This window comes from Streptomyces sp. NPDC127117 (assembly GCF_042677325.1).
Lineage (GTDB): Bacteria > Actinomycetota > Actinomycetes > Streptomycetales > Streptomycetaceae > Streptomyces.
The window spans coordinates 28,097-47,944 of record NZ_JBHXTM010000012.1; the positions used below are offsets into that span (position 1 = coordinate 28,097).

General features: G+C 70.1%; 22 protein-coding genes and 4 pseudogenes. 7 read left to right on the plus strand and 19 right to left on the minus strand.

What is annotated here, in order from left to right; all coding sequences use genetic code 11:
- Positions 1-292: 292 nt before the first annotated feature.
- Both ACFVH0_RS13125 and ACFVH0_RS13130 read right to left on the minus strand, forming a co-directional pair.
- Positions 293-697, minus strand: coding sequence for an FAD-dependent monooxygenase (locus ACFVH0_RS13125; protein WP_385819644.1), 405 nt, complete (start codon positions 695-697; stop codon positions 293-295).
- A gap of 92 nt (positions 698-789) precedes the next feature.
- Positions 790-1,464 (minus strand): DUF4232 domain-containing protein, encoded by a 675-nt coding sequence (locus ACFVH0_RS13130; RefSeq protein WP_385819645.1) that lies wholly within the window; start codon positions 1,462-1,464, stop codon positions 790-792.
- Between the two features lie 738 nt (positions 1,465-2,202).
- On the opposite strand from ACFVH0_RS13130, the pseudogene ACFVH0_RS13135 reads away from it, so the two are divergent.
- A pseudogene (locus ACFVH0_RS13135) lies at positions 2,203-2,621 on the plus strand (phosphotransferase); the annotation flags it as partial.
- Between the two features lie 240 nt (positions 2,622-2,861).
- On the opposite strand, the gene ACFVH0_RS13140 reads toward ACFVH0_RS13135, so the two are convergent.
- Positions 2,862-3,515, minus strand: a complete 654-nt coding sequence (locus tag ACFVH0_RS13140) for a TetR/AcrR family transcriptional regulator (protein ID WP_385819646.1) — start codon at positions 3,513-3,515, stop codon at positions 2,862-2,864.
- 261 nt (positions 3,516-3,776) lie between these two features.
- On the opposite strand from ACFVH0_RS13140, the gene ACFVH0_RS13145 reads away from it, so the two are divergent.
- Positions 3,777-4,397: an SRPBCC family protein gene (locus ACFVH0_RS13145; protein ID WP_385819647.1), complete on the plus strand. Its 621-nt coding sequence runs from the start codon at positions 3,777-3,779 to the stop codon at positions 4,395-4,397.
- Positions 4,398-4,539: 142 nt separating this feature from the next.
- Here ACFVH0_RS13145 and ACFVH0_RS13150 read toward each other — a convergent pair whose 3' ends face one another.
- From ACFVH0_RS13150 to thpR, 4 genes and pseudogenes are all read right to left on the minus strand, one after another.
- Positions 4,540-4,998 (minus strand): hypothetical protein, encoded by a 459-nt coding sequence (locus ACFVH0_RS13150; RefSeq protein ID WP_385819648.1) that lies wholly within the window; start codon positions 4,996-4,998, stop codon positions 4,540-4,542.
- A 68-nt stretch (positions 4,999-5,066) separates the two neighbouring features.
- Complete coding sequence (locus ACFVH0_RS13155; protein ID WP_385819786.1) at positions 5,067-5,279, minus strand: histidine phosphatase family protein; 213 nt, start codon at positions 5,277-5,279, stop codon at positions 5,067-5,069.
- Between the two features lie 122 nt (positions 5,280-5,401).
- Positions 5,402-5,794, minus strand: a pseudogene (locus ACFVH0_RS13160) (phosphoglycerate mutase family protein); the annotation flags it as partial.
- Positions 5,728-6,354 (minus strand): RNA 2',3'-cyclic phosphodiesterase, encoded by a 627-nt coding sequence (gene thpR, locus ACFVH0_RS13165; protein ID WP_385819649.1) that lies wholly within the window; start codon positions 6,352-6,354, stop codon positions 5,728-5,730. The pseudogene ACFVH0_RS13160 and the gene thpR, both read right to left, overlap by 67 nt.
- Before the next feature lie 401 nt (positions 6,355-6,755).
- Here thpR and ACFVH0_RS13170 point away from each other — a divergent pair, with 401 nt between their 5' ends.
- Positions 6,756-7,469 (plus strand): GNAT family N-acetyltransferase, encoded by a 714-nt coding sequence (locus ACFVH0_RS13170; protein WP_385819650.1) that lies wholly within the window; start codon positions 6,756-6,758, stop codon positions 7,467-7,469.
- 195 nt (positions 7,470-7,664) lie between these two features.
- On the opposite strand, the gene ACFVH0_RS13175 is transcribed toward ACFVH0_RS13170, so the two are convergent.
- The 3 genes from ACFVH0_RS13175 to ACFVH0_RS13185 all read right to left on the minus strand — a co-directional run bounded on the left by ACFVH0_RS13175 (position 7,665) and on the right by ACFVH0_RS13185 (position 11,935).
- Positions 7,665-7,973, minus strand: a complete 309-nt coding sequence (locus tag ACFVH0_RS13175; RefSeq protein WP_385819651.1) for a hypothetical protein — start codon at positions 7,971-7,973, stop codon at positions 7,665-7,667.
- A gap of 411 nt (positions 7,974-8,384) precedes the next feature.
- Entirely contained in the window at positions 8,385-9,302 is a 918-nt protein-coding gene (locus ACFVH0_RS13180) for an aminoglycoside phosphotransferase family protein (protein ID WP_385819652.1), read from the minus strand.
- Positions 9,303-10,039: 737 nt separating this feature from the next.
- Positions 10,040-11,935, minus strand: a complete 1,896-nt coding sequence (locus ACFVH0_RS13185) for an SMI1/KNR4 family protein (protein WP_385819653.1) — start codon at positions 11,933-11,935, stop codon at positions 10,040-10,042.
- Between the two features lie 525 nt (positions 11,936-12,460).
- Between ACFVH0_RS13185 and ACFVH0_RS13190 the strand changes: the two genes are divergently transcribed.
- Together ACFVH0_RS13190 and ACFVH0_RS13195 are read left to right on the plus strand one after the other, a co-directional pair.
- Positions 12,461-13,066 (plus strand): RNA polymerase sigma factor, encoded by a 606-nt coding sequence (locus ACFVH0_RS13190; protein ID WP_385819654.1) that lies wholly within the window; start codon positions 12,461-12,463, stop codon positions 13,064-13,066.
- The gene (locus ACFVH0_RS13195) at positions 13,056-13,418 is read left to right on the plus strand and encodes a hypothetical protein (protein ID WP_385819655.1); all 363 of its coding nucleotides are present in this window, start codon (positions 13,056-13,058) and stop codon (positions 13,416-13,418) included. The genes ACFVH0_RS13190 and ACFVH0_RS13195 overlap by 11 nt, the downstream gene beginning before the upstream one ends.
- A gap of 27 nt (positions 13,419-13,445) precedes the next feature.
- Here ACFVH0_RS13195 and ACFVH0_RS13200 read toward each other — a convergent pair.
- From ACFVH0_RS13200 to ACFVH0_RS13235, 8 genes and pseudogenes are all read right to left on the minus strand, one after another.
- Positions 13,446-13,713, minus strand: a pseudogene (locus ACFVH0_RS13200) (transposase family protein); the annotation flags it as partial.
- Positions 13,714-13,868: 155 nt separating this feature from the next.
- A complete protein-coding gene (locus ACFVH0_RS13205) occupies positions 13,869-14,252 on the minus strand; it encodes a VOC family protein (RefSeq protein WP_385819656.1) in 384 nt (127 codons plus the stop codon).
- 57 nt (positions 14,253-14,309) lie between these two features.
- Positions 14,310-14,741, minus strand: a complete 432-nt coding sequence (locus ACFVH0_RS13210; protein WP_385819657.1) for an ester cyclase — start codon at positions 14,739-14,741, stop codon at positions 14,310-14,312.
- A gap of 99 nt (positions 14,742-14,840) precedes the next feature.
- Positions 14,841-15,377: a hypothetical protein gene (locus tag ACFVH0_RS13215; RefSeq protein ID WP_385819658.1), complete on the minus strand. Its 537-nt coding sequence runs from the start codon at positions 15,375-15,377 to the stop codon at positions 14,841-14,843.
- Positions 15,378-15,536: 159 nt separating this feature from the next.
- The gene (locus tag ACFVH0_RS13220; RefSeq protein ID WP_385819659.1) at positions 15,537-16,256 is read right to left on the minus strand and encodes an MBL fold metallo-hydrolase; all 720 of its coding nucleotides are present in this window, start codon (positions 16,254-16,256) and stop codon (positions 15,537-15,539) included.
- Positions 16,257-16,441: 185 nt separating this feature from the next.
- Positions 16,442-16,714 (minus strand): hypothetical protein, encoded by a 273-nt coding sequence (locus tag ACFVH0_RS13225; RefSeq protein WP_385819660.1) that lies wholly within the window; start codon positions 16,712-16,714, stop codon positions 16,442-16,444.
- The gene (locus tag ACFVH0_RS13230; RefSeq protein ID WP_385819661.1) at positions 16,711-16,986 is read right to left on the minus strand and encodes a hypothetical protein; all 276 of its coding nucleotides are present in this window, start codon (positions 16,984-16,986) and stop codon (positions 16,711-16,713) included. Before ACFVH0_RS13230 ends, ACFVH0_RS13225 begins: the two co-directional genes overlap by 4 nt.
- A gap of 91 nt (positions 16,987-17,077) precedes the next feature.
- Positions 17,078-17,245 (minus strand): annotated as a pseudogene (locus ACFVH0_RS13235) (FBP domain-containing protein); the annotation flags it as partial.
- A 71-nt stretch (positions 17,246-17,316) separates the two neighbouring features.
- On the opposite strand from ACFVH0_RS13235, the gene ACFVH0_RS13240 reads away from it, so the two are divergent.
- Both ACFVH0_RS13240 and ACFVH0_RS13245 read left to right on the plus strand, forming a co-directional pair.
- On the plus strand, positions 17,317-17,886 hold the full coding sequence (locus ACFVH0_RS13240; RefSeq protein ID WP_385819662.1) for a TetR/AcrR family transcriptional regulator: 570 nt from the start codon (positions 17,317-17,319) through the stop codon (positions 17,884-17,886).
- Positions 17,887-17,987: 101 nt separating this feature from the next.
- A complete protein-coding gene (locus ACFVH0_RS13245; RefSeq protein WP_385819663.1) occupies positions 17,988-19,166 on the plus strand; it encodes a GDSL-type esterase/lipase family protein in 1,179 nt (392 codons plus the stop codon).
- Here the strand turns inward: ACFVH0_RS13245 and ACFVH0_RS13250 are convergent.
- Positions 19,153-19,758, minus strand: coding sequence for a hypothetical protein (locus tag ACFVH0_RS13250; RefSeq protein WP_385819664.1), 606 nt, complete (start codon positions 19,756-19,758; stop codon positions 19,153-19,155). The two genes, ACFVH0_RS13245 and ACFVH0_RS13250, sit on opposite strands and share 14 nt — an antisense overlap.
- Positions 19,759-19,848: the final 90 nt, after the last annotated feature.

Genomic DNA, 19,848 nt, shown 5'->3' on the forward strand with positions numbered 1-19,848 from the left:
GGGGCCTCGCGCGCGCCCGGGGTACCCCCGGGCGGACCGTCGGGGTTTACCATGCCGGGGTTTGCGGGGGCGGGGGGGGGCGCGTGTCACGCCCCACACCGGCGCCGCGCGGAACGTCACCACAGAAACGATCACTCCGCTCCCCCGGATGGTGGTCGATGCCGCCGGCTCCGGTCTCTGTCCGGTTCCTGCGGAGGGGCCGGGCTCCGAACGATCCGGAAGGTTGCGTCCTTCATCGAGGTGAGCGGGTTGGTCGAGGCGCGTGAATCATGAATGTGGCCGGCGGAACGATTCACCGCCGCGCGCCCGCGCGCCCCGGTGCTCCGTCTCGGACGGCCACCGCGTAGTCGGGCAGCACCAGCGCCGAGTGCGCCGCGCGTCCTTCTTCGGCGCTCGCCGTCTTCCTCCCCGACTGCGGGTCACGCACCACGGCATTGCGGGCGTCGAGCTGCTCCTGCGTCGTCGGGGTCACGATGGTGCCACCCTCGGTGGCCAGCGCCTGGTTGCGTTCCGCGAAGGGCCGCATCCGGCGCTCGTAGGCGGCGAAAGCGTCCCCGTGATCCGCGTGCGTGGCCAGTTCGCCCGCCAGGACGTACGCGCCGACCAGCGAGACACTCGACCCGTGGCCGGAGAGGAACGAGGTCGCGTGCGCGGCGTCGCCCGCCAGCGCGACGCGGCCGCGGGACCACGCAGGCATGTGGATCCGGCTCACGATGTCGAAGAAGCGGCCCGACGCGTTCGGTCTTGCCCTCAACGTAACGCGCAGGTCCGACAGCTCCTGCCGACCGCTCAGACGATGACGGGGATGGCCTCGGCGCGGTTGGTGGCCCAGTTGGTGACGATGGGCTTGTCGACGTTGGTGGCCTCGGGGAGCTTGAGCTCGGCGGGGTTGGGATCGTCCTCGGTGGTGGCGATGATGACGTTCTCGAATTCCTTGCCGTCATCGGTGTTGGTGGTCTTGGGGCTGATACCGGTGTACGCGACTGCGGAACCGGTGAGCTTGATGGGGTCTTCGCCGCCCTGTCCGACGGGCGAGGCGACACCGTCGGCACCGGAGCCGAAGGACACGGTGGGGGTGTTGGTGTCCAGGTAGCAGGTGATGCCGGACTTGGCCTTGGCGGTGACGAGGTAGTAGCCGCCGGCCTGGGACTCCGAAGTGACTGTGAATTCCAGGTCGTTGGTGCCGCAGGACTGCCCGTAACCGCTCTTCTCGCCGTCACCGGAGCCGGAACCTGAGCCGGTCTTGGCGCCGGAGTCGCTCTTCTTGTCGCTGGAGCCACCGGTGGAGGGGCTGTCGCTGGAGGAGTTGTCACCGCCGGCGGAAGCGACGGCGGAGGGGGCCGTGGAACTGCCGGCGTCCTCGATGTCCTCTGGTCCACAGGCAGTGGCGGTGGCGGCGAGGGCCGTCACGGCCGCGGCGGCCAGGACGAGGCGGGCGGAACGGGCGGCGAGATGCGAACGCATCGTGAACTCCAGCGGCTGTCGATTGCGGTGTTTCCTGCTGACACCAATGACACTAGGGCCGGGTCGATCCTGAAATGATCCTGCCGATGTCCGGGTTCTGTCTCAGCGACTTCGGTTCCAGAAAACAGCGTTGGCTTGTAACAACCCCAGCTCAAGGGGCATGTCCGGGTTCGCCCGGGAAATGGCCCGCGTGGTGGGCAACGCCGGTCCGGGACCGGTCGCAGGTGCACCAGTACGGCTGAAGCGTCCGACGCCGGTTCTCCCGGGGCCGTGTCTCCCTTCACGGGATCGCCGCCTGGGACACCTCGATCAGCTGCGGGATGATCGCGCCATGAATGAGTTCGACACAACGTCCGCCGCAGTGACTCGTTGCTGGTCGACGCACGCCGACGGGGCCCCGAAGGCGCCTTCGCGTACCTGAGGGACGGCGCGCTGGACCGGCTGCTCAAGGCCAGGCGATGATGAACGCGGATCCGGAGGAGAGCGAGGGCGCCTGCCACACCCACGCCGCCCTCAACATCGGCGAGGAAGCCCGCTCCGACCGGAAGCTACTGGGCTCTGGCCACCGGGAAGACCGCGGCCCTCTACGGCCCGAAGGAGATCGCCCCGAGCCGACATCGTACGGGTGAGGGCTGACCAGGCGGCCGGTCCCGGGGGATGCGGTCCCTGAACTCGGCTCTCCGCTCGGCTCGTTGGCCGGTCCGGCTCAATCGCCGGGGGAAAGCCGTTGCGGCGCGCGAGTTCGATGCCGCGGCCCTGACCGAGCTGTGGGACGCGGCGCTGGGTGCCCCGGAACGGGACCGCCCTCCGGTCTGGTTCCACGGCTACTTCCACACCGGCGATCCGCTGACCGTCGATGGCCGTCTCAGCGCGGTCATCGATTTCGGGGTGGGCTCGGCATCGGCGACCCGGCCTGCGACCTGACCATCGCGTTCACCCTGATGTCGGCCGCGAGCCGGGCTGCGTTCCGGGCCGCGCTCGGCGTGGACGACGCCACCTGGGCCCGGGGCCGCGGCTGGGCCCTGGCCACCGCTCTGAACGCCTACACCTCCTACGCAGCGGCCGACCCACGGGTCGCCGCGCAGACCACCCGGCAGATCACCGAGGCACTGGTCGGCCGAGCAAGCGATTCAAGTGCCAGGCGTACGGGTTCATGAGGGGCACGGCACGCCGGAGCCGCTGCCTGAGTCAAGGGCGGGCTCGCCGGCGGACCCGACGCCGGAGCCGAGGGCATGACGGTGCGGCCGAGGAGGTGGCCGACGGCCGATCAACCTGCGGCGCATCAGCGGCGGCTCAGGGCCCACCACGTACCGCAGGAAGGCGCACTCCCGTTCGAGCATCCGTCCACGTGGCGATGCCGATGCGAGCCGCCGACTCGACGCCGGAAGCGGATGACATCAAGCCCGCCGCGTGAGCAGGTCATCGAGCTCGGCTGCGAAGAGCAGGGCGGGGTCGAGGCCCATTCCGGCGAAGTGGCCCGCGAGTTCCAGAGACAGGACGCCGTGCAGCCGGGTCCAGAAGTTCAGGGCCTGATGGAGGGCCGCGGGCGTGGCGGGGTGACCTTCGGCCCAGTCCCGGTGTTCTTCCAGGTGGGCGCCGAACGGTGTCGTGGGACCGTCCGGCGTGAGGGTCGCACACGCGTCGAGCAGGATGGCCATGATCCGGGAGGAGATCCGGGTGGTGTCCTCGGGGGCGTGGTAGCCGGGCACGGGGGTGCCGTAGATGAGGAAGTAGCGCTGGGGATCCTCCAGGGCCCAGTCGCGCAGGGCATGCGCCAGACCGGTCACGTCGGCGCCGGCGGCGAGGGCCTTGCGGAAGGTGTCGGCGAGGCTCTGGTACGCGTCCCGGATGAGCTCGGTGATGAGTTCGTCGCGGCCGGCGAAGTAACGGTAGAGCGCGGGGCCGCTCACGCCCATCTGTTTGGCGACCGCGTTGAGGGAGAGCGCGGGCACTCCTGCCGTGGCGATCTGTTCCCAGGCGTGCTCCTTGATCTCCGCACGGACCTGGGCGCGGTAGCGCTCCCGCGGGGTCTTCGGATCCGGCTCGGCCACGGCCCGCCACCTTCCTTCCCTACCCGATCCGCTACATCTTCAAGGTTTCGTTAGAACCTATCATGCAACGTCTTGACCCTCCATCAACTCGCGAGTTATAACCTCTAACGAACACATGAGCTTATAGCTCATTCGGGAGGCGTCACGCGGCCGTCCCGCTCTCTCCCCCGTCCGACGATCCGACGACAGACATCCGCCCGACAGTCACGGCGCACTCAACAGGCAGCTCCCATCCGGCATCTGACAAACAAGGGGAACACCATGTCCGGTATCCGCACCGCCCTGTTCACCGTTCCGCTCGCCCTCGCCGTCCTCGGCACCGCGGCCGCACCCGCCGGGGCCGCTCACCACCACCCCGGCACGTCCCTCACCTGCCGCGGGGCAGGCGTCGACCCCGACGCGCGTGTTCGCCACAGGACCGAGACCTTGATCCACGCGCCGTTGCGCACCGTCTGGAAACTGCAGACGGACGTGGCGCGGTGGCCGTCCTGGCAGGCCGCCGTCAAGACCGCGGAACGCCTCGACCACGGCCCCCTCCGGAAGGGCTCGTCGTTCCGGTGGACGACTCCGATACCCCCCAACCCCGCGACTCCGGCGACCGAGTTGGACATCACCTCGACCGTCGAGCAGCTCAGGCCCGGCTCCTGCATCCGCTGGACCGGCCCCGCGCTCGGTGAGGGACTGCGCATCGACGGCGTCCACGTATGGAACTTCACCGCGGTCGAGGGCGGCGTCCGCGTGAACACCGAGGAGACCCACACCGGTGCCCAGGTCGACGCGGATGTGCCCACCGCGACGGAGATACTTCGCCAGGGCCTCGAAGCATGGCTGCACGACCTGAAGACCGCCGCCGAGGCCCGCGCCGACGCCCGGCGGAACTGAAGGGTGCCGACGGAACCGAACAGGTGAACGCATGCGGGCCCCCGGGTCCATGTCCCGGGGGCCCGGGGGCCCGCATGGGTTTCACCGCGTGGCGTCGTGAGGCGAGTCGTTCGCACCACCGGCCGACGGCCGGAATGTTCGGTCAGTGCTCCCAGCCGAAGATGCCGGCGTTGTCGTGGCATTCGTCGGTCTCACGTGCTTCCAGGGTGAGTTCGTGCCGACTGGCCTCGATCCGTCCGGTGAGCGTGACCGACGACTCGATGTCCTGTTCAGGTGCGGGGCGTTCGGCGGCATGGCGCAGGATTCCCTCCAGGAGACCGATCCTGCTGGTGCGGCAGCAAGCGGTCTCGGTGGCGTCCAGACGGCCGGTCTCGAAGTGCTTGCTGGTCGCCTGCCCACCGCGGCAGTAGCTGAAGTGCTCGTACTGAGTACGGCAGTCGGCGATGCCGGCCATGGCTTCGGCCACCCACGGCCCCTGCTCCGCGCGGGCCGCGAGAACTGAATGCGGGGTACGCAGGACGTTGCCCGTGGTGAACGGGCCGTGGTGGGGCGTCCCGCACGGTCGCGAGGCGTTCGCCGCACCGGGACCATCGATACTCACTGTCGCTTGGACAGGGACCTACGAAAACACCCAGCACCACACGTCGTCGACGCGGGTCGCCTTCGTCGTCACCTCGTGGGCCACCGAATGCGACTGGCATAGCCGGCCGACTCGATCGGCATCCTGATCCAGGACGCGACGACGAACGTCAGGGAGCCGCCGTGCGTCACGATGATCTGGTGCTCGCAAGGATTCTGCAGAATGTCGTCCATGGCCACGTAGATGCGCTGCGCGCACGCCGCCTTGGTCTCCGCACCCTCCACACCCTCGTCGTGGTCCATCCGCTCCCCGACAGCAGGCGGTGGGATGAAACGCCTGTCCAACCACTCCTGGGGCATTCCCCCGCCTGCCCGTAGGACTTCTCCCGCAGCCTGCGATCCAAGGTCGGCTTCACGCCGAACAGTTCGGCCACCTCCTCGGCCGTCCGCAGGGTGCGCCGCAGATCCGAGGAGAACAGCTCCACCTCGGCTCCGTCCGGGATCCGGGACCGAAGCGCCCTGGCGATGGAGACCGCCGCACGGACGCCGGCGGGCGTCAGCTGCGAATCGTGCCATCCACCGACGACTCCCTCGATGTGGTGCGTGGCCTCCGGATGGGTGACTACGTAGAGAGTGCGCATGGATGCGTGCCTTCCTCTGGGTGGCGTCCTGCCCGGCCACAGCCCGCAACCACCGCGGTCCGCAATTGGTGCGGGTTTCGATGACGGTGCGGTTGAAGGTGAACCGGTCGTCACGCCTCTCCAGGCTGCTTTCGGTTCGTTCGAACACCGGTGGGGTTGCCGTTGCCGAAGGGCCATGCCTCGATGTCGCGGTAGTGGATCGGCCCTCGGCTGCGGCCTGCGTTGCTGCCGACCAGGTGCAGACGTTCGGCGGACCACTGACGTCCGGTGAATCCGTCGAGCCTTTCGGCGATCTCTTCTGCCGAGGTTCGATCTCCTCGGCGGGCACGCGCCAGCGTCAGATGGGGGCGCAGTGGCCGGTCCTCGAAGACGACACCGCAGTTCTTGACGGCGGCACGCACATCGGCCGCGAGCATGTGCAGCCCATCGAGGTCTCCGTCGATTCCGCTCCACAGCACCCGGTCGTCGAAGTTCCCGCTGCCGCGCAATGCCAGACAGAGTGGCCGGTGGTTCGCCGCGAGGTCGGCGAGGGGCGGGCGCAGGAGCGGAACTGTCCCGACCGGAAGCTCCCCGAGGAACGCCAGAGTGATGTGCCAGTCCTCGATGCGGTTCCATCGCATCCGAGGGTGCGAGTCATAGGCGGGGCGCAGTTCCCGGGCGAGTTCCTCTTTCGCGTGGTCGGGCGGGGCGAGCGCGATGAACACGCGGACGGTCGCGGGCTGAGTCTGATCGTTCACATCGGACTTCGTACCGCACGCGGTGGTGGATGCAACGACCCGGGTACGGCAGGATGCCTCGACCGGTAGGTCGGTGAGCGCATCCGGACGAGACCGGCTCATGGCCCGGTTCGACACGGTGCAGTGACACCAGCCGCGAGTGTGTATCACCCCGCTCGCCGAGGGGCGGGTGCTGGGACTGGGACTGCTGTTGGAGGCGGTGGGGCCGTGCCGGGAGCGGGGCCCGGCGCCGGGCAGCCGCCGTACGAAGGTCGACCCCTTCTCCAGGCGCGCGGCTCGGCCCTACTAGAGTCCGATCGCGGACAGATGATCAGCGAGGCTCGTTGCACCGGCCGCGGCGCCCGGGCGTCGCATCGCACGGCAGCGCGCCGGCTCACGCTCGACACGGAAGGCACTGCACCATGGAGGGCAGCAACGCTGTCGTACTCGACGACCCGGTGGGCGCGTCGCTCCGAGGCCACCACGCGCACCTCGCCCGCGGGTACGGCCGGGCCCTCACCTACCTGCCGGGAGTCGCGACCTTCTCCGCAGTGCCCGCCCAACCGGGACCGGCGGAGTGGGCCGACCTCACCCAACTGCTGGGGCCGGACGGGTTCGCGGACATGTTCGACTGCCCGTCGATCCCGCCGTCGCACTGGGAACCCGTCTTCGTCCTCGAAGGGCGTCAGATGATCTGGCCGGGCCCCGGCTCGCCCGTCCCTTCCCGGGCCGAGGGCGGAACCGACGTGGTCGAACTGGGCCCGGGCGATGTGCCCGAGATGCTCGACCTGGCCGGGCGAACCAAGCCCGGACCGTTCTGGGCGCGCACCCCCGAACTCGGCACGTACCTCGGCATCCGCGACAACGGCACTCTGGTGGCGATGGCCGGGGAACGGCTACGGCCTCCGGGATGGACCGAGATCAGCGCGGTCTGCACCGCCCCCGAAGCCCGCGGGCGAGGCTGTGCCGCCCGCCTGGTGAGCGCGCTCTCCGCGCGCATCGTGGCCCGGTACGAACGTCCCTTCCTGCACGTGGCCGACAGCAACACCGCCGCCGTCGCGCTCTACGAACGCCTGGGCTTCGAGACCCGCAGGCCGGTGACGTTCCGCGGGTTCCGCACCCCGGCCGACTCGTAGCGCTCGTGCTGCGCCCTCGGTGTGTCCGGCGTCCCCGGCGTGCCCAGGCACTGTCTCGGGCGACGCACGGTGCAACCGGCCCTGTTACGCACCCGGCCGCGCACCGCCGACGGGTCGGCACGACGGTTCCCGGCGCCGTTTCACATCCCACTCGGCCACTCGGCCGCTCGGCCGCTGGGCCGCTCGGCCGCTGGGTCAGGCGACCGGGTTGATGCCCTGAAGGACGTCCCGGGCATGGAGGTGAAGTTCACTCGCGCCCGTGCCCGTGAGGACGAGGCGAGCGGCGTGGGGCGGATCCACTTCGGTGACCGTCACCCGGGGATAGCGTCGGATCTCCGTCAGGGTCAGGTCGACGGCTCGGCCGTGCGGGCTCACGCAGTGGAAGCGGGCGCCCAGCCTTGTTGTCGCCAGACACCTCACCACGATGGCGAGCAGATCGGTCCCGAGGATGTCCACCTCCACGATCTGGACCTCGGGCTGCGGATCGACGTAGGGCACGGTCACGCTGCCATGTTCTCAGAACGTCTCGACCGGCCGGATCGACGGTCCAACGCCTCGCCCGAGAGCGGACCGGCACGACCGCCATCGGCCGTCGGCCGACCCGCTCGGTGACCGGCCTCGGCCTGCACCAGGCGCTGGCCTTGACCGAACTCGGCCCGCTCGAAGCAGCGCGGAAGGCGTGCGATCGCCCCCTCCCCTCGCGCCGACGGGGCTGCGGCGGGGAGCCCGCGGACCTCTTCGGATCCCTGCCGGCTCCGGCCTTGATCAAGGCTCTGAAGGATCTGCCACGGCGCCACAGCGGCCCGAGCCCGCCGGGAACGTCTCCGCCTTTCCGTACGGCGCGTTCGGGGACCACGAGTACGTGGTGCCGTCATGACGGTCGGCGTTGATCCCGATGCCTGGTCGCGGGCGTGATCAGCGGCCGGCCGTTGCGATCAGGCGTCGCAGTGCGGCGTGGGCGGGTGTGCCCCAGGTGGGCTTGCCGCCGGGGCGGCCGTGGACGCCGGCGTCTCCGATGAGGATGCCGGCGAGGGCGCGCAGCACCGCCCAGCCACGGGCGCGGCGCAAGGTCGCGGCGTCCGGGGTCGGCTGGTAGCCCTCGTAGAAGCGGTCGGCGGCGCCGTCCGGCAGCAGAATCCAAGGGGCGGCGAGGTCGCCGGCCGGATCGCCCGCGCAGAGGTCGCCGAAGTCGATCACGCCGCAGAGGGTGCCGTCCGCGGTGAGAACGTTGGCCGGATGCAGGTCACCGTGGAGCCAGAGCGCCGGGCCCGCCCATTCCGGCGCGGCGGCGGCGTCCTCCCAGACCGCGCGGACGGCGTCCGGGTCGGGGATCAGACCCAGCTCGGTGGCCGAGGCGAGCCCGTCGGTGAACTCGTCGGCGTGGTCGGCCAGCGGTCCCCCGCGGCCACGGCCGACGGGCGCTCCATCGGGAGCGGGTCGGTGCAGAGCGGTCAGGAAGGCGGCCAAGGTGTCGGCCGCGTCCGCAGCGCGCGTGGCGGGGGCGCGGTCGGCCGGCTCGCCCTGCACCCAGGTGGTGACGATCCAGGGCCTCGGAAACCGCTCGGAGGGCTCGCCGAGACGCTGTGGGACGGGGACCGGCAGCGGAAGGTGCGGGGCGAGGGCGGGAAGCCAGGCGTGTTCCTTGCGCAGCAGCTCGTCCGCGGACTGTGTTGCCCAGGGCAACCGGACGGCGAGGTCGTCGCCGAGCCGCCACATCTGGCTGTCCCAGCCACGCGCGCCGAGCTTCAAGGGGTGATCGGCCAGGTCGGGGTGCTGATCTCGCAGCAGGTCACGGACCAACTCCGCGGTGATGTCGATCTCGGTGTGGGTCATGCGGAGCAACCGTAGTCGGAAGGTGCTTCACCGTTTTATGACGCCCATCACTCTGCGCCGCTCGCTCAGGGGCTGAAATGACTCGAATCCTTGCTGCCGCGCCACCTCCCGTATGGCGCAGCCGACCGGCCCTTATGCGATCGGCCACGGTCTGGCGGCGGCCTGTCGCCGAGCAGCTGACCGAGCTCGCCGCCGCCGTCCGGGGTGCCGGTCCGAAGTCCCGGATGCGCTGCTCGCCGCGCACCGGCGGATCCTGGCCGGTCTCGCGCCATCCGCGTTCTACCTGTACGAGATCGTCGAGCGGGCCGGCTCACCGTCGGCGGGAGGAAACGCACCGGACCTGGTCCGAAGGGCCGGGCCCGAACCGGACCGTGCGGGTCGTGCCGATCCGCGTAACGCGACCGGGACGCCGAGACGGGGCACGCGAGAAACGAATCGAGGCCCTTCCCCGGCAGGGGGAAGGGCCTCGCGATCGAGCGCTGGGCAGGCCTTGCACCTGCATTTCCCCGCGGGAAGCGGGGCGTCTTTCCTTGGACCACCAACGCGAGGTCGTTCGCCGTGGGTTGCGGCGAACTCTCAAGATCAACTATAGCGTATGAGTCCGGGCGCCTGCGACGGCAGCAGCGAAGGCCGAAGCGAAGGCGGCGTCGGAATCCACCATCCGCCGCAGCGGCCACCACGACCGGCCTTCACGAGTGGTCACCGCGACCGTCACCACGACCGGTCACCACGACCGGTCACCGCCCCGCGAAGCCGATGAAGGCGTAGCCGAAACCCTCGCCCTCGCGTGGCGCCCGGGTCCAGGACCGGGTGGTGAAGGTGCGGAGCCTGCCTCGGGTCAGCGCGAAACGCGGGAGCGAGAGCCCGAATTCTGTATGCAGGGCCTCCAGCACACGCAGCTCGCACTCCAGCTCGGTGTCCTCCGGGCGGAACAGTCGTACGGGGTCCAGGGCCTCGGGTATCGCGCCGGAGCGCTGGATCTCCGTGCCCCGCACGGTGAACGCGTAAAGCTCCTCGCCCTGTTCGGCCACCGACAGATGGAACGCGGTCGGGTGGTCACCCGGGGACGAACGCCTCGGATCGCGCCACACCACCACCGCGCGGCCGGAAGAGGAGGCGGCCTGAGCGGGGGACAGGAACAGCTTGCTCAGATGGCAGGAGTGGCCTTCGAAGGCGAAGGCCCACGCTTCCGCGGTGCGACCGACGGCGACCACGGCCCGGTCCTCCCAGAGTTCCACACCCTCTCGTTCGTGGGGCCTGGGTGCCCGCCAGGACGCCTTGCCCGGTTCCGTGGGCGCGCTCAGTTCGGCGCCCTCCTCGCCGATCAGGGCGGGCAGACGGGACGGGTCGGCTCCTTCGACCCAGACACAGCGGTATCCGTCGAGCGGCCACTGGTTCGCCGCGGGCTCCGTCAGCCAGGCGAGCCCCGGCGGGTCGAGATCGGGCGCCTGCCCGGGAACGGGGCCCGTTTCCCCGGCCCGTGGTGTCGCGAGGATCTCCCGCCCGCGCTCCGGGGTGATCAGCGGACCCAGGACCGGATCGGCGAGCAGGCCGATCGGGGCGATCAGCGAGGGACCGGGCGTCTCCCACAGCGGGAGCGCCTCCCGCAGCACCCGCCACGCGGCGTCGGTCGCCCCCCAGCAGGCCGACTCCCGGGCCTCGGCGACGGCCCGGCCCCATGCGCCGGGAGGCGCGTAGCGATGAGTGCCGTCCCGCATCGCGCTCAGTACGGCTTCGGCGGTCTTCCGGGCGGCCCCGCGGGCGGCCATCATCCCGAGCCAGTGGTCGTCCCCGCCCAGCCGCCATTCGCCACGTGCCGGCGACATGGCCTCCACGGGCAGAATCTCCGGCAGGTAACGCGGGTCGGCCACCAGATTGCCGTAACTCCGGAAGCTGCGCGAAGTCAGCAGATGCCGGATCTGGTTCAGCAGGACGGCGCTCCGCGGCCGTCCGAAGGACAGCGCTTCCTCAAGCAGGGGCAGAGCCTCCTCGTAGCGTCCGCGCAGGGCCAGCAGGCGGGCCTCCTCCACATGGGCGTCCTGGGCGCGCGTCGTCGCGTTCTCGAAGTCGGGTCTCTCCACCCGGACGGAGTGGAAACCGCGGTACATGGCCTCCATGTACGCGCGGAACGACGGGTATCGGTCCGGCAGCTCACCGCCCCAGCCCTTGTAGACGTAGAGCGCCCATTCGCCGTCCTGGTCGCTGTCGCCCGGGTCGAGCAGGGCGTACGACATGTCGGAGTCCGTCTCCAGCCGTAGCGCCCGCTGCCACATCCCGGCCAGCAGGACGTCCTCCTCGCGCGGGTTGTCGCCCAGGTGCTCCTCGTACATCGGGGTCATGTCGTACGGATCCTGGAACCAGCCGATGTCCGCGGCGCCGCCGAGCTGATAGATCCCTGCCATCTGGTCCACGTGCCACCCGTCGCTCGCGGACAGGAACTCCCGGTACGAGGGCGGCAGCCGGCGCCCGAGCCGCTCCTCGGCCGCAGCGATCGCCGCCTCGTCCGCCCCGGGCCTGCCCAGAGGGGCGACGGCCTGCCCGCCGTCCTCGTTCTCGTCGTCTTCCTCGCGCGGAACCCACTCCTTCTGCCAACGTCCGAGGAATTCGTGCCAGTTGAAAGAATCGCCGCTCATGTCCGGATGATGTCATCCGGCACTGACAACGAGGGGGCCTCCGCCTTGGCGTCCCCGATGGGTGGTTGGCCGGGCGAGTGCCCCTCCGGGCGTCACCGGTCATGCCCGGTGACGCGCAATCATGGGGTTCGTGATGCGGCGTTGTGAGCCGACGTACGGGTATGTATGGGCTTTGCCGAGCCGTTGTTGGCGCCGGTGCCCTTCGGCCCGGCTGCCGGGCCGGCGGGCTTTGCCGAGCCGTTGTTGGCGCCGGTGCCCTTCGGCCCGGCTGCCGGGCCGGCGGGCCGCCGCGGGCCCGGTCGCGGTCTACAGGTCGTACGCGCCGAGGCGCCCTGGACCACCGGATCGTGGGCAGGGGTGAATCCTTCCGCGCCCGGCGCGCCTCTCATATGCGTGCGGACGACCGCGTCCGCCCTGCACCCCACCGGGAGGACCCCATGACCACCGTCGTCATCGCCGCCGCGGCCGCCGCGCTGCTACTGTGCGCGTGCACCGTCACGCTGCTGCGCCGCCGGAGGCGTCAGCGTGGCTGACCGCACTTGGCCCGGCGCGACCCTGATCGGCGCGGCACAACGCGGCGATGTCGAGGCGCTCACCGCGTTGGTGTACGGCTCCTACCCGCACGTGCACCGGTTCGCGCACACGCTGTGCGCCACACCCCAGGACGCCGAGGATGCCGCCCAGGAAGCGCTGATCATCCTCTACCGCAAGATCGGCATGCTGCGCGCCTCCGGGGCGCTGGCGTCGTGGATGTTCCGGATCGTCCGCAACGAGTGCCTGCGCCGCACCCGCGCCCTGCGCCACCGGGAACCGATCGGCGAAGAGGGGAGGCTCGGCACATCGGGCCGGTTCGACGCGTTCGGCGGCACCGCGCGGTCCGCCGAGGAGGACGTCCTGCTGCGCCTGGAGGCCGAACGCGTCGCGGCAGCCGTCGCCGCCCTGCCCGTGGACCAGCGGCAGGTGCTGGTCATGCGGGACGTCCAGGGCCTGCCCGGCCGCACCGTCGCCGACCGGCTCGGTCTGAGCAACGCCGCGATGAAGTCCCGTCTGCACCGGGCCCGTTCAGCCGTACGCGAGGCGCTGCGGGACGATCCGGCCGGGATGATGAGAGGAACCGACGATGACAACTGACACGATCACGGCGACACGCACCGCCACGCCCGGTTCCGTACCCGGTTCCCCGCCCAGCTCCGTACCCGGCACCGCTGGTGTACGCAAGGCGTCGGCGCGCGGCGGCTTCGCCGGCGACACCGTCCCGCGCCATCTTGCCCGCGGCGCCGTCGGGTTCGGTGCGCTCGCCGGGGCGCTGACTCTGTTGCCGGTCGTCGGGCCGGCGAGCCTTCTGCTCGCCCCGGTCGGCCTGATCGCGCTGCGCGGCTGCCCGATGTGCTGGGTGATCGGTCTTGTGGAGACCATCTCGGCCGGGCGGCTGCGTCGGTCCTGTTCGGAGGGGAGGTGCGAGCTGACCCGCGCCAGGCATTAGAGGTCGTTCTTCTCCCAGTGGGCTGCTTCAGCTTCGCCGCTCCGGAGTGAGGATGTCCTTGGCGATTTGACGTCATGCGGTTGGGGCCGCATCGGGATCTGCGGAAGACGCGCCAGGACTTCACCCTCGCGACGCCGCGTTCGACTGGCGCTCGTGCTGCGGCCAGTGCCTGGTTGCGAGCTCTCTCGGTGGGGGTGAGTTCTTGCCGGGGCCTGCGCTCGATACCGGTGGTCAGCCACGGGCCGGCGCCCTGGTGGGCGAGATCGGCCAGGATGGGTACCGCCGCCTGCGAACACCATTCCGGAACGAGCAGTTGAGGACGGATGCCGAGTGGCCATGTGGCTGTGCCCAGTTGCCATGTGGCTCTCGGCCTGAGCGTCCGGGTCTGAGGAGACCCGAGCCTCGGGAGGCCCGGACGCTCAGGAAGCCCGGACCTCAGAGGTCCGAGCCTCAGGAAGACGTCGCAGCGCGATCGGATTCGCTGCGCAGGACACAGAATTCGTTGCCTTCGGGATCGGCGAGGACGGCCCAGCCCGCGCCGTCGGGCTCCCGGCGATCAGTGACCAGGGTGGCGCCGAGAGCCAACAGCCGCTCGATCTCCTCCTCGCGCGAGGTCGTCGGGCGCAGGCACAAGTGGATCCGGTTCTTGATCGTCTTCGGTTCCGGCACCTGGTTGAAGTACAGCAGCGGGCCCTCCGGAAGCATCACCTGGGTCTCCCGGCTGCCCCGTCCGTCCTCCGGATGCAGTGGGCAACCGGTCACCTCACTCCAGAACCGGGCCAGCTCATAGGCACCCGAACAGTCGATCGCCACGTTCTGCACTACCGAAACCATGCAGCTCAGCCTGCCTGAGCACGGCGCGGTCCGCCACCAAGACCGCGAGCCTCCGGATCAGCCCCTGTGGTCCGGGCCGGCTGAGATCTGCTGCATGAGGGAGCTCATGTCCGGAGCCACCCATTCCTCGGCGATCTTGTCCCCTTCGAAGCGGTAGAGCTCGATACTGCGGAAGCTCACCTGCCGCTGCGTCGCCTCGATGCCCTGGAAGGCGCCCTGGTGGGTGCCGCGGAAGTGGACACGCACCGCCACTCTGTCGTCGGCGCCGAAAATGTCCTCGACCTCGATCCGAAGGTCGGGGAATCCTTCGAGCATGGCCCGGGTGCCCAGCTTCCAGACCTCCCGCCCGATCAGCGGGTCGGGCGCTCCGGGGACATTGGCGATGAAGTCGTCCGTCAGCAGTTCCGCGCCCGCGTCGACGTCGCGGCTCTGCATCGCCTGGTAGGCGGTACGCATCAGGGCCATGTTCTTCTCGGGGTTCATGCTCATGCCCCCAGTGAAGACCGTGCCGTCGTGTCAAGGTCAATCGGGCCGAAGCCGGTCCGGTGACATGACTCCGCCGTGGCCCCATGGGAACGGTGTACGGATTCAGTCGGTGATGTACCAATCATTCTTGAGGTACTCCAGGGTGCAGCTTCCGAGTTCGCTCTCGGAGAAGGTGACGGAGGCCCTGACCGCTGCGGTCGGCATCTCGATCTTGTCGGGCGTGCTCACGACGATGCGCCGCGGGTCGACCGTCGCGGTTTGCAGGGCTTTCTTCTGCACGGGCGAGATCATCTGGAACACGACGGGGTACGTCGCCGTGCACGGGCCGAGCCCCTCGTCCTGTGCCTTCTTCGCGGCGGGTCCGGCCACTTCGCAGACCGTGTCGAGGTCCTCGTGGCCCACGGCGTGCAGGTACTGCTCGTACCGCTGGATCGCGCCCTGCGTCGTCCTGGGCGCGGGCCGACCACCCGTCTGGGCGGCCGGCGGCTTCTCGGTCCGACCGGATACGGACGGCGTGGCCGACGGCTCTTCGGCCTGCGTGGATGCGGACGGCTGCGAAGGCCGCGCGTCGGTGTCCTCCTTCGTCTTCTCCGGACCGCATGCGCACGCCACCAGCACCACACAGGCCGATACCGCCACGCCCACAATCGTCCGCGCTCTCATCCGGTCCCCTCGATCACATCACCAGCCGACAACACATCAAGACATCAAGACGCCACGCAGGATCCGGGTGAACGGTTCCCTAGCCGGTCCGGGCGTCGTGATCGGATCCGTGCGATCGATCGGCCTGTGCCCGGCTCACACCCAGTCGTTCTCCGGAGTTGCCGCCCGCAGCACCTCGTTCGCGCCCTTGAGCACCGGTTCGCCGTGCGGGACGCACAGCGCTTCCACCTCGAGCGACGCCAGTCGCCGGAAGGAGGCAATGGCCTGCTCCCTGTCCACGTTGAACGGGCCGAGGATCGCCCGGCCCTCCGCGGTGGCGATGATGTCGCCCGGGAAAAGCACGCCGCTGGAGGGCAGGTGCAGCGCGATGCTTCCCGGGGTGTGTCCGGGCACGTGCAGGACGTGGACAGGCTCGCCCCAGTCGCCGATGCTGTCGCCGTCGTGCAGTTCCACATCCACCGGCACATGTTGCAGGGGCTGGACGTCCGCTTCGGCGAAGCCCGCCATGATCTGCTCGTGAAGCGCGCGTTCCGGGGTTGTGTACGTCGGCTGGGGTTCGGGTGCGGTACCGCGGATGAACGGGGCGTCCACGGCTCCCGCCAGGACGCGGGCGCCGGTGGCCTCGACGAGATCCGCGGCCGAGCCCATGTGGTCGATGTGGGAGTGGGTGAGCACGATCTGCCGCAGATCTTCCGGGCGGCCGCCGAGCCGCGTCAGGGCATCGAGGATCGCGGGGGCGGACCCCGGGACGGCGGTGTCGATCAGAGCGTAACCGTCCGGCAGGCGCACGAAGTGGACGTGCCCGACCGGGAAGGCCAGCTGCCAGACAGCAGGGTTGACCTGGGAAAGTTCCATGATTGCGACGCTAGGCAAGGGGCCGGCGAGTGTCCAGGTTCTTATGCCGACGGTGAATTGAGCGCAGCGCGAACGAGCTCGGTCAGCCGCCGATGAACGAACCGCCCGTCTGCGCGACCGCCAAGTCGCCGGCTCCTTTCGACCGGCAGACAACGTGCAGACGTCCCGGGGCACGGATGGTTTCGTCAGTGGAACCAGACCAGGACCGAGACGCGTATCTCCTTGGCTTCCCGCACGACCATGTACTCGATGATGACCGGTTCACCGGGGACTTCGAGGGAGTATCGGACCTCGAAGTCGTCCATCGCGTCGCCGGGCGGTTTCCTGCCCAGGTTGATCGCGCCACCGGCCTCGATGGCCAGGGCTCGCAGGAAGTTCGCCGTCTTTCTGCGGAGTTCGACGGGCATGTCGAGCACGGTCTGTGCCGGGATCTCCTCCGTCCAGACGGTCCAGCTCACCGCGGCTCGTCCACGAGCAGTTCCTCGACGGAGACGAGAGAGCGACCGGCCGCGGCATTGGCGCGGCTCTGAACCGCGGCGGGGGCACGGTGCAGCATCGCCGTCTTCCACCAGCGGCGCATCACGCCCAGCACTTCGCCCTCTTCGGCGGCCAGGACCTCGGTGTAGAACCGGGCACGCTCGGCACCGGTCAATGCGTCACCGATCGCGTTGATGGTGTGCGGGACAGCGGTGACCCGGGGGCCGGCGGGGTGCTCGGGCTGAGCCGTCACATCTCTCTCCTTCGTTCTGCTGACCCGAGTGTCCTACGCCGGGGCCCGGATCGGGAACCGGGCGGGTGAACTCGCCCCTCGCGGCCGGCTCGGTGGCGAGGTGGGCGCGGTCGGGGGCCCGGGGGGCACGCCGGCCGAGGAAGTCCAGGTCGCCCCAGGGCCGCTCGGCCAGGTCGCGAGGGACGGACAGGCGCTTCGCCTCGCCCTTGGTGCAGTTCACGAACACGGTACGGATCTCCTGCTCGGTCAGCGGCTTCATGAGAGAGAGGCCCATTTGCCTATAAGCTTTAGGCAAATGCATAATAGGTATCGGCAAACAGGAGGAAGCTTATGGTCAGAGTGGGGTTGACCCCGGAGCGTCTGACGCTGGCGGGGGCTGAGCTGGCCGACGAGGTCGGCTTCGATCAGGTGACCGTTTCGGCGCTCGCCCGGCGGTTCGACGTGAAGGCCGCGAGTCTGTACTCACACCTGAAGAACTCCCAGGAACTCAAGACCAGGATCGCCCTGTTCGCCCTGGAGGAACTCGCCGACCGGGTCGCCGACGCCGTGGCCGGGCGTGCCGGCAAGGACGCCCTGGCCGCCTTCGCGGATGCCTACCGCGATTACGCCCGGGAGCACCCTGGCCGGTACGCCGCCGCGCGGCTCCGGCTCGATCCCGAGACGGCGGCCGCCAGCGCCGGGGTGCGGCACGCACAGATGACGCGGGCGATCCTGCGCGGCTACGACCTGACCGGGCCGGACCAGACGCACGCGGTCCGGATGCTGGGCAGCGTCTTCCACGGCTACGTCAGCCTGGAGCTGGCCGGAGGCTTCGAGCACAGCTCCCCCGACTCGCAGGAGTCCTGGGTCTGGATCGTGGACTCCCTCGACGCCCTGCTGCGGAACCGGGCCACGCCCTGACCAGCGGGGTGCCGCACCACCGGAGGCGGTCCGAAGCTCCCCGCACCGGCGCATCCAGAACATTCCGAGAACCTTGATCAACAGGCTGAGGCGCTGAGGCAATGAACACCGAGCACGACACGATCACCACACCCGTCACCACGGACCTCCTGCGCGGCTTCCTCGATGTGGAAACGACCGCGCACGGGCTGCTGCCGCATCGGCTGCCCGCCGGAGCACGCCGGCAGATCCCCGACGACCAATTGGCGGTGGCCGAGGCCCAGCCCTCCGGCGTACGGCTGGCCTTCCGTACCCGGGCCACCACGATCGAGCTGGACACCCTGCCCACCAAGCGGGTCTACCGAGGTCTCCCGGCCCCGGCCGACGGCGTGTACGACCTGCTGGTCGATGGCCGTCTCACCGCCCGGGCCACGGTGGCCGGCGGCAACGTACGCACGATCACCGACATGCTCACCCAGTCCTCCGAGCTGTCGGAGGGGCCGGCCGGCACCGCCCGGTTCACCGGTCTTCCGGCCGGTGACAAGGACATCGAGATCTGGCTCCCGCACACGGAGATCACCGAGCTGATCGCCCTGCGCACCGACGCCCCCGTCGAGCAGGCACCGGACGACGGGCGCAGGGTCTGGCTGCACCACGGCAGCTCCATCAGCCACGGCTCGAACGCCACTCGTCCGACCGCCATCTGGCCGGCCCTGGCAGCGGCCCGGGGCGGAGTGGAGCTGGTCAACATGGGGTTCGGTGGCGGCGCGCTGCTGGATCCGTTCACCGCACGGGCGATGCGGGACGCGCCCGCGGACCTGATCAGCGTCAAGGTCGGCATCAATGTCGTCAACTCCGACGCGATGCGCCTGCGCGCCTTCGGCCCCGCGGTCCACGGCTTCCTCGACACCATCCGCGAGGGGCATCCGGCCACGCCGCTGCTGGTCGTGTCCCCCATCCTGTGTCCGGTCCAGGAGGACACCCCCGGCCCTCTCGCCCCCGACTTCGACGGCGGCACCCTGCGGTTCAAGGCGACCGGCGATCCCGCCGAACGCGCCGCCGGGCGTCTGACGCTCAATGTCATCCGTGACGAACTCGCCCGGATCGTCGAGCAGCGGGCGGCCGACGACCCGAACCTGCACTACCTCGACGGCCGTGACCTGTACGGCGAGCGGGACTACGCCGAATTCCCGCTGCCCGACGAGGTCCACCCCGACCCGGCGGGACACCGACGCATCGGCGAGAACTTCGCGCGGCTCGCGTTCGGCGACGGCGGCCCCTTCGCCGTCAGGACCGGCTGATCGCGGTGCCGGGACTCGTACTGGAGAAGATGTAGCGCACCCGCGTTCCGCGGGCGATCTGGCGGCGGTCGCGGGACAGGGTCCGTTCGGGGATCTCGCGGCTGTGGCTGATCTGGGTCTGCAGCGCGCAGAGGTCGTGCTCCACGGTCTCGGTGATGCCCTCCAGGACCTGCTGGATGCGCCGGTAGTCGGTGATGACTTCGACCTCGGCGGACGGTGCGAGGACCTCGGCGCGCAGGAACCGGGTGGCCAACGACTCCAGCCGGCCGTTGACCTCCTCGGCGTGGCGCAGGTCCTCGGCGAGGCGGCCCCGTTCGCTCTCCAGGAGCTTGATCAGTGCCATTTCGGGGCTGACCACGGCGACCGTGTCGGACTCCGCCTCGGGTGCGCTGCCGGAGGCGAGTGCGAGACCGTTGTCGTGCTCGGTGCCCGTGGGCACGATCAGGCCCGGGTTCAGGAGATCGCGCCGGCAGCGCTCGCGCTCGTTCGGGCCGAGGTTCAGTTCGGCGACGGCCTCGTCGAAGCCGGCCGCGCCACGGAGCCGGAGTTCCTGGCAGAGCGCGAGTGCCGGGTCGTCGGGGCGTGTCCCCATCGTGCTCGCTCTGGCAGCGGTGACCGCGCAGCCCCCCTCGGAGATCCACGAAGCGAAGCCCCCCTTCGCGTGGGATGTTGTCCGATTCCA